This is a genomic window from Methylobacterium terricola, from assembly GCF_006151805.1.
GTDB classification, from domain to species: domain Bacteria; phylum Pseudomonadota; class Alphaproteobacteria; order Rhizobiales; family Beijerinckiaceae; genus Methylobacterium; species Methylobacterium terricola.
This window is the reverse complement of the sequence record NZ_VDDA01000060.1, coordinates 1-14,679: the sequence shown is the minus strand read 5'-3', so window position 1 is coordinate 14,679 and position 14,679 is coordinate 1. Positions and strand designations below refer to the sequence as shown.

Annotated in this window: 8 protein-coding genes and 2 pseudogenes; 9 read left to right on the top strand and 1 reads right to left on the bottom strand. The window is 64.5% G+C overall.

Features of this window, described 5'->3' with window-relative positions:
• The first annotated feature begins 156 nt into the window (after positions 1 to 156).
• The 5 genes and pseudogenes from FF100_RS35640 to FF100_RS35615 all read left to right on the top strand — a co-directional run bounded on the left by FF100_RS35640 (position 157) and on the right by FF100_RS35615 (position 6,239).
• Positions 157 to 592: pseudogene (locus FF100_RS35640) on the top strand (hypothetical protein).
• A 272-nt stretch (positions 593 to 864) separates the two neighbouring features.
• Entirely contained in the window at positions 865 to 2,394 is a 1,530-nt protein-coding gene (locus FF100_RS35635; protein ID WP_139040729.1) for a sensor domain-containing diguanylate cyclase, read from the top strand.
• A 244-nt stretch (positions 2,395 to 2,638) separates the two neighbouring features.
• Positions 2,639 to 4,816, top strand: coding sequence for a sensor domain-containing phosphodiesterase (locus FF100_RS35630; RefSeq protein ID WP_139040728.1), 2,178 nt, complete (start codon positions 2,639 to 2,641; stop codon positions 4,814 to 4,816).
• A gap of 473 nt (positions 4,817 to 5,289) precedes the next feature.
• Positions 5,290 to 5,602, top strand: a pseudogene (locus tag FF100_RS35620) (helix-turn-helix domain-containing protein); the annotation flags it as partial.
• 385 nt (positions 5,603 to 5,987) lie between these two features.
• Entirely contained in the window at positions 5,988 to 6,239 is a 252-nt protein-coding gene (locus FF100_RS35615; RefSeq protein WP_139040727.1) for a hypothetical protein, read from the top strand.
• A gap of 791 nt (positions 6,240 to 7,030) precedes the next feature.
• Here FF100_RS35615 and FF100_RS35610 read toward each other — a convergent pair.
• Positions 7,031 to 8,650, bottom strand: coding sequence for a methyl-accepting chemotaxis protein (locus tag FF100_RS35610; protein WP_139040726.1), 1,620 nt, complete (start codon positions 8,648 to 8,650; stop codon positions 7,031 to 7,033).
• A gap of 760 nt (positions 8,651 to 9,410) precedes the next feature.
• On the opposite strand from FF100_RS35610, the gene FF100_RS35605 reads away from it, so the two are divergent.
• The 4 genes from FF100_RS35605 to FF100_RS35590 all read left to right on the top strand — a co-directional run bounded on the left by FF100_RS35605 (position 9,411) and on the right by FF100_RS35590 (position 14,523).
• Positions 9,411 to 10,355, top strand: coding sequence for an SMP-30/gluconolactonase/LRE family protein (locus tag FF100_RS35605; protein WP_139040725.1), 945 nt, complete (start codon positions 9,411 to 9,413; stop codon positions 10,353 to 10,355).
• A gap of 211 nt (positions 10,356 to 10,566) precedes the next feature.
• Positions 10,567 to 12,357: a thiamine pyrophosphate-requiring protein gene (locus FF100_RS35600; RefSeq protein ID WP_139040724.1), complete on the top strand. Its 1,791-nt coding sequence runs from the start codon at positions 10,567 to 10,569 to the stop codon at positions 12,355 to 12,357.
• Between the two features lie 23 nt (positions 12,358 to 12,380).
• Complete coding sequence (locus tag FF100_RS35595; RefSeq protein WP_139040723.1) at positions 12,381 to 13,475, top strand: enolase C-terminal domain-like protein; 1,095 nt, start codon at positions 12,381 to 12,383, stop codon at positions 13,473 to 13,475.
• A 46-nt stretch (positions 13,476 to 13,521) separates the two neighbouring features.
• Positions 13,522 to 14,523: a hypothetical protein gene (locus tag FF100_RS35590; protein WP_246102753.1), complete on the top strand. Its 1,002-nt coding sequence runs from the start codon at positions 13,522 to 13,524 to the stop codon at positions 14,521 to 14,523.
• Positions 14,524 to 14,679 lie beyond the last annotated feature (156 nt).

Sequence of the window (14,679 nt, the reverse complement as noted above, 5' to 3'; positions counted from 1 at the left end):
CCATTTAGGCGGCTTCGTCACACCTCCTGTGAGCTTCGACGCTCCAGCGTAGCCGGCTTCGGCAGCACACACTCGGTATCTCCCATAAGGCTAGGCTTTATCGTAGGCGCTGCTAAGCTCCCCCGGAAAGCGAACCCGCCGACTCGAGGAGCAGGGATGCCGATCCGGCCGGAGCACCGCTTCTTCTATCCCATCGACTGGCCGCAACTCTCCGACGCCATCCGCTTCCGCCGAGCCCGGGGCCGGTGCGAGGAATGCGCCCGTCCGCACCTGCAGCGGGATCTTTCACCTCGGCGATGGGCGGTGGTGGGATGCCGAGATCTCGGGATGGCGGGACGGCCAGGGACGCAGACTCCGGCAGCGGCTACGCGACGAGGACCTGCTTCCCCAGGTTCGGATCACCAGGGTAGTGTTGGCGGCAGCCCATCGCGACCACGACACCGCCAACAACCAGGACGCCAACCTGGCGGCGTTCTGCCAGCGCTGTCACATGCTGCACGACCGCGACAAGCATCAGCGCCGCCGTTGGCGCACGCTGTTCCGGCGCAAGGCCATGGGCGACCTGTTCCAGGGGTCGTATCCGGCGGCCTGATGCCGAAAGGCGTGGCTCGGCGAGCCAGCCATCCATGAACACCCTTGCAGTTATCGTCCTCGGCTACGTCGAAGCGTAAGCCGGCGCCCCGCATGGTGTAACCTCTTCAAACAACTGCCTAAATAATCTGGGGAGGCTCGCGCCGCCGCATATCCCAGCACCTCAGTATCCAACAGATAAACCGCCCATTCACCCCCTCATCAGAATTAATTATTAATCTTTGTCTGCGTTATAGTCAGAGAAATCATAAATCAAATTAAGAGTACCCGTTGATGGTCTTGCCATCCCGCCTGGCCCGGCAGCTTCGCTCCGCCCGCACTTGGATCGCGCTCGGCGTTCTGGCGCCCATCGGCATGCTCGTCGTGTCCGGGCTCATGCTCCTCGACCTGCGCCGGGACGCATGGGACAAGGCAGATCAAACCTCCCGCAACCTGTTACAAGTTATTGAGCGTGATATCGCCCGCAACATCGAGATCGTTGACTTGATCCTCCAAGCCGTTGTTGATAACCTTAGAACACCCGGCGTGGCGGAGGTTACTCCACAAATACGACAACTCATTCTGTTTGATCGTGCGGCTACCGCACGCGATTTAGGCGCTATCCTCGTCCTCAATGAAAATGGCGATAGCGTCGCTGACGCGGCCAGCTGGCCTGCTCGTCGGCTCAACAACGGTGACCGCGACTACTTCCAAGCACATAAAGCCAACCCCTACCTCGGCCTGCACATCAGCAAGCCCATATTCTCGCGTCTTTTGGGATCGCGCATAATGGTTCTAAGCCGACGCATTAATAAGCCGGACGGCTCCTTCGGCGGAATTGTACTTGGCAGTCTGCAGTTGTCCTACTTTAGCCATTTGTTCGATCAGATCGGCCTCGGTCAGGATGGCGCAATCAACCTCTACCTGCGCGACGGAACGCGCATCATGCGCCATCCTTACGAAGAGGCGGACATCGGTGTGAATATCGCCGATGCCCCGACCTTCCGACGGTTCGTAAGCGCCCCCTCTGGCAGCTTTGTCGGCACCTCGGTGCGCGACGGGATTGAGCGGCACTACGCCTTCACTCAGGTCGGTGGTCTGCCGCTCGTGCTCAATGTGGCTTTGGCGACAGCCGATATCGAGGCCGGTTGGCGCACCAAGGCTTTCGTCATCGGCGTAGTCGTCATGACCCTCTGCGGCCTGACCGTTTTTCTGTCGCTGTTGTATGGACGCGACCTGCGCCGTCGCGACGCACTACAAACTGAACTCGCCCGGCTCTCGCGCACGGATGCTTTAACTGGACTGCCGAACCGCCGCCGTTTCGAGGAGGTGTTCGGGACGGCCTGGGACAGAGCCCAGCGCACAGGGGAGTTGCTCTCGCTCCTCGTGGTCGACGCCGATCACTTCAAGCGCTGCAACGACCGCTACGGACACGCGATTGGCGACGAGGTCCTGAAGGGGCTGGCACGATGCATATCTTCGAGCGTCCACCGGCCTGACGACCTTGTGGCGCGGATCGGCGGCGAGGAGTTCGTGGTGGTGCTCCCCGAGACTGACGCTGACGGCGCGTTGCGCATCGCCGGCAAGATCCATGAGGAGGTGGCGACGCTTGGCATCTCCTCTGCCGGCATCTGCCCGGGGGCTGTCACAGTTAGTATCGGCGTAGCGGTCGGACCGGTTAAGGATGGTGCATCATGGGGTGACCTATACCGCAGCGCTGATGCCGCGCTGTATGCAGCCAAAGAAGCCGGTCGCAACTGCACTCGCTCCGCTACCCGCATTGCCAGTGAAGCACACAGGGTGCTCCGCTTAGTGGAAAGTTGATCCACGAACCTGTTGCTAAATCAGCACTCAAGGTAGCGCTGAGAAATACTACAGACTGGGATGGGCTGCGGCTGCGGAATGGGTTGCGGACGCTGCCTCTGCGATTGGGATAATGCAACGTCTGCTCACCCCCATTGTCCGCTCGTTACGCTCGTAGAGGCTTCTGGCGAGCCAACCCAACCGTAAGCTATCCTTTAACAACTCCTGGGCAGTATCCAGGTCAGCCTCCAACCTCGATCAATCGATGCGACCGCGAACTCTCCTCGTCGACGAAGAAGCCCGGGTTGCCGCCCTCGCCGAGTACGACCTTCTCGGATCACCTCCCGCGCCAAGCTTCACCCATATCATTGCCCTCGCCGCACGCCTGTTCCAGGTGTCGAGCGTTTTCGTCTCCCTTCTAGATCGCGAACGGCAGGTCTTCCACGCTAAGGTCGGTCTCAGCCTGTGCGAAACCAGTCGCGAGGTCGCGTTTTGCTCGCACACCATCGCGCAGACCAACACCCTTGTCGTTCTCGATGCTACCCTGGACCCTCGGTTCCAAGACAATCCCCTCGTTACCGGGCCGCCTTACATTCGGTTCTACGCCGGCATCCCGTTAACGACGCCTTCCGGTCATGCTATCGGCACGCTCTGTCTGGTTGATGCCCAACCCCGCAACTCCTTCATTGAGCCCGACCGACAGATCCTGCAGCAACTCGCCGATCTCATCCTCGACCGCATGGAGCTGCGGCGGCTCGAGGTTGCACGGCGCGCGGGCCAATCGCGTTTCGAGCAAATTACGTCGACCTCGCCCGACGGCATTATTTGCGCCGATGCAACAGGCTCCATCACCGTCTGGAATGCTGCCGCTGAACGCCTGTTCGGCCACAGCACCGCAGACGCGATTGGACGCTCCATCGACTTGATCGTCCCCGAACGGATGCGGGGCGGTCACGGCGGCGGCCTGCAACGGGTTGCTGGCGGCGGCAAACCTCGGCTGGTCGGCAAGACCGTTGAGCTGCCTGCCTGCCACGCGGATGGCACTGAGTTCCCGATTGAGCTGTCGCTATCGCAGTGGCACGAAGACGGGCGGACCGCGTTCGGGGCGATCGTGCGCGACATCCGGGAGCGGCGGGTCAACGAGGAGCAGTTGTTCCGCCTCGCGCACCTCGACCCGCTCACCGAGCTGCCCAATCGGACAGTGCTGCGGGATCGTCTAGGCGCGATCACCGCCGCGGCCCGTCCCGTAGCGGTGCTGATGCTCGACCTGGACGGCTTCAAGGAGATCAACGACAGTCATGGCCATGCCGCCGGAGACGCCGTCCTCCGGGAGGTAGCCGCTCGCCTACTCAGCAGCATCCGCCCGACCGATACGGCATCGCGGCTCGGCGGAGACGAATTCGTGCTCCTGCTGTCCGACCTCAGCGATCGACTGCGAGCGAGCACGGTAGCAGAGGCTGTCATCTCTGCCATCACCGCACCAATCGAGTACGAGGGCCAAACGCTCCGTCTCAGTGCTAGCATCGGCATAGCCTTGTCGCCAGCGCACGGTGATACCGCTGACGAGCTTCTCTCATGCGCTGACTTCGCGCTGTACCAGGCCAAGAACGCGGGGCGAGACTGCTGCCGGCTGTTTGCTCCCGCAATGCGGCAGGAGGCACAACGCATCCGCACTTGTCGGTATGAACTGGGTCGAGCCCTCGAACGCGGCGAGTTCGTGCTGCACTACCAGCCGCAGGTGCGGCTCGGCGACGGGGCTCTGGTCGGCGCTGAAGCGTTGATCCGCTGGCAGCACCCCGAGCGTGGGCTGCTCGCGCCGGGCGCGTTCCTCGACGTACTGGATAGCAGCCGTTACGCGGCAGCTGTCGGCGACTGGGTGCTCGCCACGGCGTGCGCACAGGCAGTACGATGGCGCGAGGCGGGCGCACCGGAGTTCCGCGTCGGAGTGAACCTGTGCAGCGCGCAAGTGCAGCGTGGCGATCTCGCTGAGAAGGTGGCGGCTGCCCTGCGTGATACAAGCCTACCTCCTGCGGGCCTGGAACTCGAGATCACCGAGACCATCGTGTTGCAACACGATGGCGCGCTGGTCATGGCATTGCGTGAACTGCACGAGGCTGGCGTTGGTATCGCGTTCGATGACTACGGCACGGGCTACGCCTCACTCAGCATCCTGAAACGCTTCCCGCTGACACGGCTTAAGATCGACCGCTCATTCGTCACTGGGATGCTTGCTTCGGAGCAGGATCGGACGATCGTGCGGGCGATCCTGCAGCTCGGACACGGTTTCAAGCTTGCCGTGATCGCCGAGGGCATTGAGACAGAGGCCGAGGCCATGCGCCTGCGGGCGAAAGGATGTCAGGAGGGGCAAGGCTACCTATTTGGTAAGCCTATGTCATCGGATGCGTTCACGGCATGTTATGGGCTTGCCTCGACAATTAGATAGATATTTTCTATATATTTTAATAAATATTTGATGTATATTCTGTTTATACATGAATAAATATTTTTGTTTATAAAGAATGAATATATTTATACCGTTTTAAGTTGCGCTGTACGTCTGATCTGGGCCGCCTACGATTGGGCGCGCGACTTCATGGCGATGAACGGCGAGCAGACGCAGGGCGAACGCGCGCGGACCGAGCCAGGATCGACCGAAGCGCCGCGATGACACCCCGCCGCGGTCGAAGCCGGACGAGATGATCCCGCCCTAGGCAGCCGAGGGCATAGGCCTGCCGCTGAACGACGACGAGCAGAGGAAGCGGGCGGAGGCTCTGCGCAAGAGCCAGGAGCGAAGCGAACGCTGATCGTCGTCCTACAGAAACCCACTCCCCGAATGCCCCTTGAACGCGTTCGCCCGGCGGATGTAACCGACGACCGTCCGGGTATCCCGGTTCCCGGACTGATCCATGATGCGGGCGAGACCCGATGCAGCAGGCCGTGAGGGACGCCCTGATCGGCTTCATAGCAGCCACGGCGCAGGCGCAGGCGGAAGCCCACCAAGGAGGCGCAGAGGGCCGGGATGAACCACGCCAAGGGCCGCGAGGACGCCTATCGAGGGAGGAAGCCCAGCTTCACGCGGGAGCAGTTCGAGGCCGTGCAGGGGGCTCTAGGCCAGGGGCAGGGGGTCTCGGAGGTCGCCACCGCGACTGGCCTCAGCCGCCAGACGGTCTATCGCATCAAGGGCAGCCCTGCGGAGGCAGAGGCGGCCCTGGCGCGGTGGGAGGCGTGAGGGCAGGCTAGGGGCGAAGAGGCGGCAGCCCGGCACCCGGTAGAGGCGTAACGCGGGCACCAGGCTGCCGCCGAGCCGGGGCAGGCCCTTCAGGATGTGCCAGGGCGCGGCGGGAAACTCCGAACGGTGGGCCGAGCCATTTCGGGGGGTGGCCCAGCCCACCGGCCTCGCTGACGGGGGAGTGCAGTGCGACGGCATGTTTTCCCATCTAATAGCCTTGCGTGCAATCAAATTGGATGCACTGATAATATCGCAGCGTTACCGGCCTGCTGGCAAGTCTGACATTGTTGAAGAATGAGGGGGTCCCTAGCAGTCTTATGGATTTGCGGTATGGTGCCCCCGAGACGGCGCTTGCTTTAGCGCTAGGATCCCTCTTTGGAACGCAATGCCCCTTTACCGCTTCAGCCTCCTAGTCAACGATCGCTGCGTTGAGAGCGGCATAGGTATCGAGCTTGCCAACGAGAACGCTGCGCTCGCCCAGGCCTGGCACATAGGCAGGGCACTCCTCAGCTTCCCCGACCGCTGCGACGCTTGGCTCAAGGGCGTGCTCATAATCGACGCCGAAGACGGGAAGGCGAGCTTCGCCCTCTCGATGGCGGATATAGCGGGCAGGTGTCTGGGCGCTGGGCTGCACTAAGGCGGCACTCGGAATACTCAGAGCGGCAGGCCAGGGCACAACGGGAAGCTGTTCAGACTGCGCCGGCCCGGCCTGCCTGTTACGCGAGATCGCGGGAGCGATGCTCGATACGACCCATGGGTGGTAACACGGGGCTGGCTGAAGGAGATTGCCGCGAGGCATGCCTCTATGTAGCAAGCGCGCCTCCGCCTCCGCCACCAGGAAGCCGGCCACGACCTCAGGGGTCGCTGGCAGCGATCGAAAGCCATAGCGGCGACACCAAGCTTGGAGCAACTCGGCATCGCCCCTGTAGGCCCGCACAGCCGCATTGGCCTTCGATGCCCGCTTGTAAGTCTCGACGAGGGATGCGACCTCGACAGGTAAGACCGGGGCTTTGGCACCAAGGTCATCGACATGATGGCTCGCGATTGAGGACTCAAATCGCGGAGGGGACCAACATCTGAAAAACAGCATTCACGTCTTGTCTCTCCGCCACTGAACCGCAAGCACCAAAATTATCATGGTCAGTAGAGCACAATTTATTGCGAAAAGTATCTGATTTACTGGCAACATTTCCTCAAATGGCGCAGATACGTAGACCATGAAGCCAACTAATCCGGAGCCCCCAATCGTTGTTAACTGTCCATCGCGAGGCTCCATGACCGGACCTCTCATTTGGATCTTCACGTGCTGCGCACAGCAGCGCACACTGGCCTTGTGTACGCGCAAGGGAGTTCGAAACACACCATCCTAGTTTTTATAATCGGCCTACTTCGCAATCTCTCTGTACTATCCGAACGGCAACCTACTGCTCAGAGCCGGTAGCGCTCGGCGAGCGCCAGGAGGGCGCTGGCGAGCTCGCTCAGGTTGGCAGCGGCGGCCTCGACCTGGCGGGTGCCGGCGGCAGTCTGCTGGCTCGCCTGGCGGATGTTCTGGAGCGCGCCCATCACCTGCTCGATGCCGAGCTGCTGCTGGTTGGTCGAGGCGACGATCTGCTGGAAGGTCTGCACGCTCTCCTGCACCCGGGCGGTGATCTCCTCGATCGTCGCATGGGTGATGTCGGTGCGCTCCTTGCCGACCGCGACGCGCTTGACCGCTTCCTCCGTCAGCATCACCGAGGCGTTGATGCCGCGCTGGATGTCGCCGAGGATGGCGCGTACCTGGCCGGTCGCCTCCTTGGCCTGGTCGGCGAGCGCCTTCATCTCGAAGGCCACCACCGCGAAGCTGCGCCCGCTCTCGCCTACTGCAGCCGCCTCGATGGCGGCGTTGAGCGCGAGCAGATGCGTGCGCTCGGAGACGTCGTTGACCGTGGCGATGATCTCGCCGATCGCCTGCGTCTTCTCGCTGAGCGCCACGATGTTCTCCGCCACCGCCTCGCTCTGCTCGCGGATCGCGTCCATGGCGCGGGCGGTCTCGTTGACAGCGCGTAGGCCCGCGCTTGAGGTCTGCGCGGTGGCCTGAGCGGTAGCGATGACCTCCTGGGCGCGCTTGCCGATCTGGGCGCCGGCATGGGTGATCTCGTCGACGGTCGCGGCGGTCTCCTGCACGGCGGCGAACTGCTCCTCGACGCTCGCGGCCTGCTCCTGGGCCGAGGCGCGGATCTCGGCGGCGGCGGCGTTGAGGTTCGAGGTCGAGGTGCGACTGGTCTGAGCCAGATCGGTCAGGCCTGCGACCATTGAGTTCAGGGTCGTGCCAAGCCGACCGATCTCATTTCGGCTCCTTACGGTGACACGACCCGTCAGATCGCCCGTACCGACGTGTTCGACGAAGGCCATCACGGTTCCGAGTGGCCGGACGATGAGGCGATTGATAGCCATGCCAATGGCCACGCAGATCAGAAGCGTGAGCAATGTGCCAAACCACAGCGTCAGGTTTGCAGCACGCTCGGCCTGCGCGAGACGCGCATTCTGCGTCACACGATTGGCTTCTTCGACAGCCTCGATGGCGGCGAGCTTCTCACGGAAGGCGTCGAACAGCTTTTTGCCTGAGCCGTCGGCCTCAATGCGGACGGCTTCGGGACGCGTCGCTAGATCGGGTGCCTTACCAATCGCTGCCTCGGCGATATCGTGCTGCCATGTGCGAGCTGCCGTGATGGCGTCGGCTAGTAAGCGCGACGTCTCAGCATCTCCGCCGATCAAGGTGCGCAGATGCTGGACCGCTTCATCCAGGGCCGGCTTTCCTGCGCGATACGGCTCCAGGCTGCTCGTACGACCTGTCAGCAGGTAACCGCGTAGCCCCGTCTCCTGATCGACCATGGCGGTGCGGAACTCGCCAAGGACCCGAATGATTTGGCTCGAGCGACCTCGCGCCTCGGTGGCAACGTGCAGCTGATCCAAAGAGAATAGGACTGCCCCGCTACTGAGGAGCGACACAACGGCGATGGCCGAGATGGCACCGCCGAGCGAGCGGTTGAGGCCGAAGGAGTTGGGCATGCCTGGCCGTTCTGCTCAGCTGGATGGGTCGTGCTGATCGGGATGGCTGCGCTTTAGCGGAAGGTTACCATCCCAGGCAATTCGTATGACGGGAACGGAGCCAATCTCACCCAGTTGCCAAACGGCACACTCCGCGACCGAAACGCGGCAGTGGGCCACCGGTGAGCCGTCAAACGCTCTCACCCATGCCCTCTCAAACTTTCGAGAATGACGCTTATCGGTGGTTTGGCCGGAGGTCGAGACGCGGAGGTATGCGAAGATGCAGGGCGTGAGGCAGGTTTGTCCGAAAACCCTGACCGGAACTAGTGGTCTGTCCGGAACTTGCGGAAGATAGGTTTTGAACAGGTCTGGCCGTCCTGTCCAGAACCGGTGGGTAGTGGCGGTTCAGCTAGCAAGTGTTGAACCGCAAATCCGCGGTAGTTCCAGACATCTATCGGAGACCGTCAGAATGGCCGCTCGTGGCTCAACAGCAGCCGTTTGACAGGAACGGCTGTGATCGTGTCCACGGCTTGTCCACTTGGCTCCCGTTGAACCGCATGAAGACGTGCCGACCGCCCCGATCATCAGCGCGGCGAGTGAGAAAACTTCAAGCTCAGCAGGAAACACTTGGACCCTTGCGGTGATCAGGGGCGCAACAGAACGCTACTGTCCTTGCTTCTGAAGTGCGAACAAGATCAGTCGGCGCCGGTTGTTGCCTGCAAGGCTGCCTTGGAATGCCCCTCCATCGCGCCCCGCCGAGAGATGCGATCGCGGAGGACTCATGAGCGCCGAACCCGCCTCGAACCTGCTGCGCCAGCCCGGTCCGCCGGAGCCCGTCCCTGATGTCGATCCGCCGAAGGCGTTCGACCCACGCTTCACCGAAGCAGTCCCGCCCCAGGCCTGTCTCGTCTCGCTCTACGATCAGGCAGTCTTCAGCGAGGGACCGGTATGGTGGCCCGCACGCGGGATCCTGGTGTGGTCGGACATCGAGGGTCGGCGCGTGCTCGGCTGGCACCCGGACGGCTGCGTGCGGGTCGTGATCGACGCGGCGCCGTTCATCAACGGCAACACGGTCGACCAGAACGGCGACCTGATCCACTGCGAGCACGGCAACCGCCGCCTGTCCCGCACCACGCCCGATGGACGCTCCTCCGTGGTGGTCGAGGCTTTCGAAGGCCGTCGTTTCAATGCGCCGAACGACGTCGCCTGCGCTGCCGACGGCGCCTTGTGGTTCACCGATCCGGTCTACGGCCTGCGCCTGCCCAGGCAAGGCGCTTTGGCCGAGTCGGATCTCAGACACTACAGCGTCTACCGGTTCGACCCAATCACGGGCAGCGTGCGGCGCATGGCCGATCTCGGCCAGCCGAACGGGCTCGCCTTTTCACCGGACGGTCGCACGCTCTACGTCAGCGATACCTCGCGCACCGAGGGCGGCGACGGGCACACCATTCTGGCTTTCCCAGTTCGTAACGATGCCGGCCTCGGCGAGCCACGCGTCTTCGCCGAGATCGAACCCGGCGTGCCCGACGGTTTTCGGGTCGACCACCGTGGATGGATCTGGACGAGTTCCGGGTCTGGGGTGCAGGTCTTCTCTCCGGATGGCGACCGGCTCGGGCTGATCCCAACCCCGCAGACATGCTCGAATTGCTGCTTCGGCCCGGACAAGCGGCGGCTGTTCATCACCTCTGGGCAGCACCTCTACGCCCTCGACCTCGCCAGCGACTGAAGCCGACTAGGCACGAACCCTGGCGCCGCCCAGGAGTGCCGGAAACATATGACACGAGATGGAAACATCTCCGCCAGGAACATCCCCAGAGTATGCCGGTTAGCCCCGCGACAGAGGCAATGCCCCAAGGGCACGTTGAAGAGCCGGTCGCCGCATCCACCGCAGGCCCCCGATCGGGTTCGCGATGGCGCACGGCTCCTGAGGAGCAGCCATGGCCGAAGCCGTCGCCGATTTCTTCTGGAAGCGTCTCGCCGAGTGGGGAGTGAAGACGATCTTCGGCTACCCGGGCGACGGCATCAACGGCCTGCTCGGCGCCCTACAGCGCAATGACCTGCCGTTCGAGTTCATCCAGGTCCGGCACGAAGAGATGGCGGCCTTCATGGCCACCGCCTACGCCAAGTTCACCGGCGAGGTCGGCGTCTGCCTTGCCACCTCCGGCCCCGGGGCGACGCACCTGCTGACCGGCATGTACGACGCCTATTCCGACCACGTACCGCTGCTCGCCATCGCCGGCCAGCAGGCGCGCAACGTCAACGGCGCGCATTACCAGCAGGAACTCGACCTCACCAGCGTCTACAAGGACGTGGCGGCCTACGTGCAGCAGGCGGCCTCCCCCGCTTCGGTGCGCCATATCGTCGATCGGGCGATGCGTATCGCCAAGGCCGAGCGCAAGGTCGCGGCGATCATCCTGCCGAACGACCTGCAGGACGTTCCCTACGAAGCCCCCGTGCGCAAGCACGGCAATACCTTCTCAGGGACAGGCTGGACCGCCCCGAAGGTCGTGCCGTTCGAGGCCGATCTCCGCAGGGCCGCTGACGTGCTCAATGCCGGCGCGAAGGTGGCGATCCTGGTGGGCGCCGGCGCGCTCCACGCCACCGACGAGGTGATCGCGGTAGCGAACCGCCTGCAGGCCGGCGTCGCCAAGGCGCTACTTGGCAAGGCCGCGCTCCCGGACGACCTGCCCTTCGTCACCGGCACGATCGGGCTCCTGGGCTCCAAGCCCTCCTCCGACATGATGGCGGAGTGCGACACCCTGCTGATGATTGGCTCCGGTTTCCCCTGGGCCGAGTTTCTCCCTGAGGAAGGCCAGGCCCGCGGCGTGCAGATTGATCTCGCGCCGGAGATGCTGTCCTTGCGCTACCCGATGGAGGTGCCGCTCCAGGGCGAGTCGGCCGAGACCCTGTGCGCGCTCCTGCCGCTGCTCGAGCAGAAGGCGGAGGGTGGCTCCTGGCGCAAAGGCATCGAGAAAGGCGTCGCCTCCTGGTGGAAGGAGGCCGAGGATCGCGCGATGGCGAAGGCCAACCCGGTGAACCCGCAGCGGGTAACCTGGGAGTTGTCGCCGCGGATGCCCGACCGGGTGATCGTGACGTCCGATTCCGGCTCCTGCGCCAACTGGTACGCCCGCGACCTGAAGATGCGGCGCGGCCAGATGTGCTCGCTCTCGGGTGGCCTCGCCTCGATGGGGGCGGCGGTGCCCTACGCCATCGCCGCCAAGGTGGCCCATCCGGACCGGCCGGTGATCGCGCTCGTCGGCGACGGCGCCATGCAGATGAACAACATGGCCGAGCTGATCACAGTGTCGAAGTACATGCATCGCTGGTCCAACAAGACCTGGATCTGCTGCGTCTTCAACAACGAGGACCTGAACCAGGTGACCTGGGAGCAGCGGGTGATGGAAGGAAATCCGAAATTCGAGGCGAGCCAGACGATCCCGAACGTACCCTACCACAAGTTCGCCGAGCTGATCGGGTTGCGCGGGATCTACGTCGACGATCCCGCCAGGATGGGCGCGGCCTGGGACGAAGCCCTGGCGAGCCCGGTGCCGGTGGTGCTGGAGGTCAAGACCGATCCCGAGGTGCCGCCGCTGCCGCCGTTCTTCACCTTCGAGCAGGTGAAGAACTACATGTCGATGCTCGGCAAGGGCGATCCGAAGGAGCGGCACCTCCTCGTCGATACGGCACGCCAAGTGCTGAGTTCCGTTCTGCCCAGCGGCAAGAGTTGAAGGCTGGGTCCGGCACAACGACCATGCGTGACGATCCGACGATCCGGGCGGTGCGGGCGCGAGCCTTCACCGTGCCCACCGACGCGCCCGAGGCCGACGGGACCTATGCCTGGGACAAGACGACGATCGTCGTCGTCCACGTCGAGGCCGGGGGCGAGACCGGCCTCGGCTACAGCTACACCGACGCTAGCGTCGTGCCCCTGATCGAAGCAACGCTGGCGACGCGGCTCTCGGGCCTCTCGATCTTCGACATCCCGCGTGCTAACGCGGTCCTGTGGGGGGCGGTGCGCAATATCGGCCGCTCCGGGCTCGCCGCGAGCGCGATCTCGGCTCTCGACACCGCCTTGTGGGACCTGAAGGCTCGCCTCCTCGGGCTGCCGCTGGCGACCCTGTTCGGCCGGGTACGGGAGCACGCCGAGATCTACGGCAGCGGCGGCTTCACAACTTATGACGACCGGCAGCTCTGCGAGCAGCTCGAGGCCTTCGTCGCGCGCGATGGCTGCCGGGCGGTGAAGATGAAGATCGGCAGCGAGCCGGCGCGCGACCCCGCCCGGATGGCGGTGGTGAAGGGAGTAATCGGCGACGCAGAGCTGTTCATCGACGCCAACGGCGCCTTCACGCCGAAACGCGCGCTCACGATGGCCCGGGCCGCCGAGCCGTTCGGCGTGACGTGGTTCGAGGAACCGGTCACCAGCGACGATCCCCAGGGGATGGCGCTCGTCCGTGCCGCGGCGCCTGCCGGTCTGGAGATCGCGGCGGGCGAGTACGCCTACACCCTCGACGACCTGCAGCGCCTGATCCGTACCGGTGCTGTCGATGTGGCGCAGGCGGACGTGACCCGCTGCGGCGGCTATAGCGGCTTCCTCAAGATGGCCGCCCTCTGCGAGGCGGCGCATCTCGACCTCTCCGGTCACTGCGCCCCCACCCTGCACCTGCCCGTCGCGGTGGCAGCACCCCGCTTCCGGCACCTCGAGTGGTTCCACGACCACGTCCGCATCGAGCAGATGCTGTTCGACGGGGCGCCGGTGCCGCGGGACGGCGCGATCGCTCCCGACCTGACCCGGCCGGGCCATGGCCTCACTCTCAAGACGAAGGCCGCCGATGCCTACGCTGCCTGATCGCGGCCCCCGCCCGCCCGAGCGCCGCTTCACGCCCGGAGCCGTCATGAAGCGCCGCGTCGCTCCGGTGCGGGTCGAGGCGGCCATCCATCCGGTGGTCGTCCTCGCCGCGGTCGCGGCGGGTGCCGGCCTGCTGACCTGGTTCGCCGCCGGGCGCTCGAAGCGCCTCGGCCTTTCCCCGGCCGGTGACTCATCAGAGGGGCGCCGCTACAGCCCGCGCGGCAGCGCCGTGACGGCGAGCGCCGCGCAGCGCCTCAACCACGCCTCCTCGATGCTCGCCGCCTCCGTGCTGTTCGACTCCGGCCTCGAGCATTATCGCGGCCAGTTCTTCAACCGGGCGATGTACACGCCGGTCATCGTCTCGAGCATCACCCTAGCCTCGTCCCTGCACGGTGCCGGCGACACCGATCCCGGCAGTTCCCGCGTCCGGCACACGGCGCAAGCGCTGGCGGGCCTCACCGGGCTGATTGGCTTTGGCTTCCACGCCTACAACGTCGGCAAGCGGGAGGGCGGGTACTCCCTTCAGAACCTGTTCTACTCGGCCCCGATCGGCGCGCCGATGGCGCTGACGCTGGCCGGCCTCCTAGGCATCGTTGCCGAGCGGGTGCGCGACGCCGATCCCGACGAACCCCGCCTCGGCGGAAAGCCGGCAGGGCGCATGCTGGCGCTCGCCACCGCCGGCATGCTCGCCGGCACGACCCTGGAGGCCGGGCTGCTGCATTTCCGCGGCGCCTTCCAGAACCCCGCGATGTTCGTGCCCGTCACCCTGCCGCCGCTTGCGGCAGCCCTCCTCGTCCGCGCCGCCGGCAAGTCCGAGGGCGCGAGCCAGGTCGGTGCGAAGTGGGGGATGTGGGCGGTCTCCGCCATGGGCATCGGCGGCGTCGCCTTCCACGCCTACGGCGTCGCCCGGATGATGGGCGGCTTCGACAACTGGCGCCAGAACCTGATCGACGGACCACCGCTGCCGGCTCCCCCCTCCTTCTCCGGCGTGGCGCTCGGCGGCCTCGCCGCCCTCGAACTCCTCGAGCACCGTCCGCTTCGCCTCTAATCCGAGGGCCGCATGCTTCCCAGACGAGACCTTTATCCCGGCTACGACGTACTGGCGAAGCGCGACGGCCCGTCCTGGAACGCCAAGACCCGCGCCGTACTCGACGAGCGACTGGCGATCGGGCCAGAGACGCGTCGCTTCTTCGTCGAGGCCGAG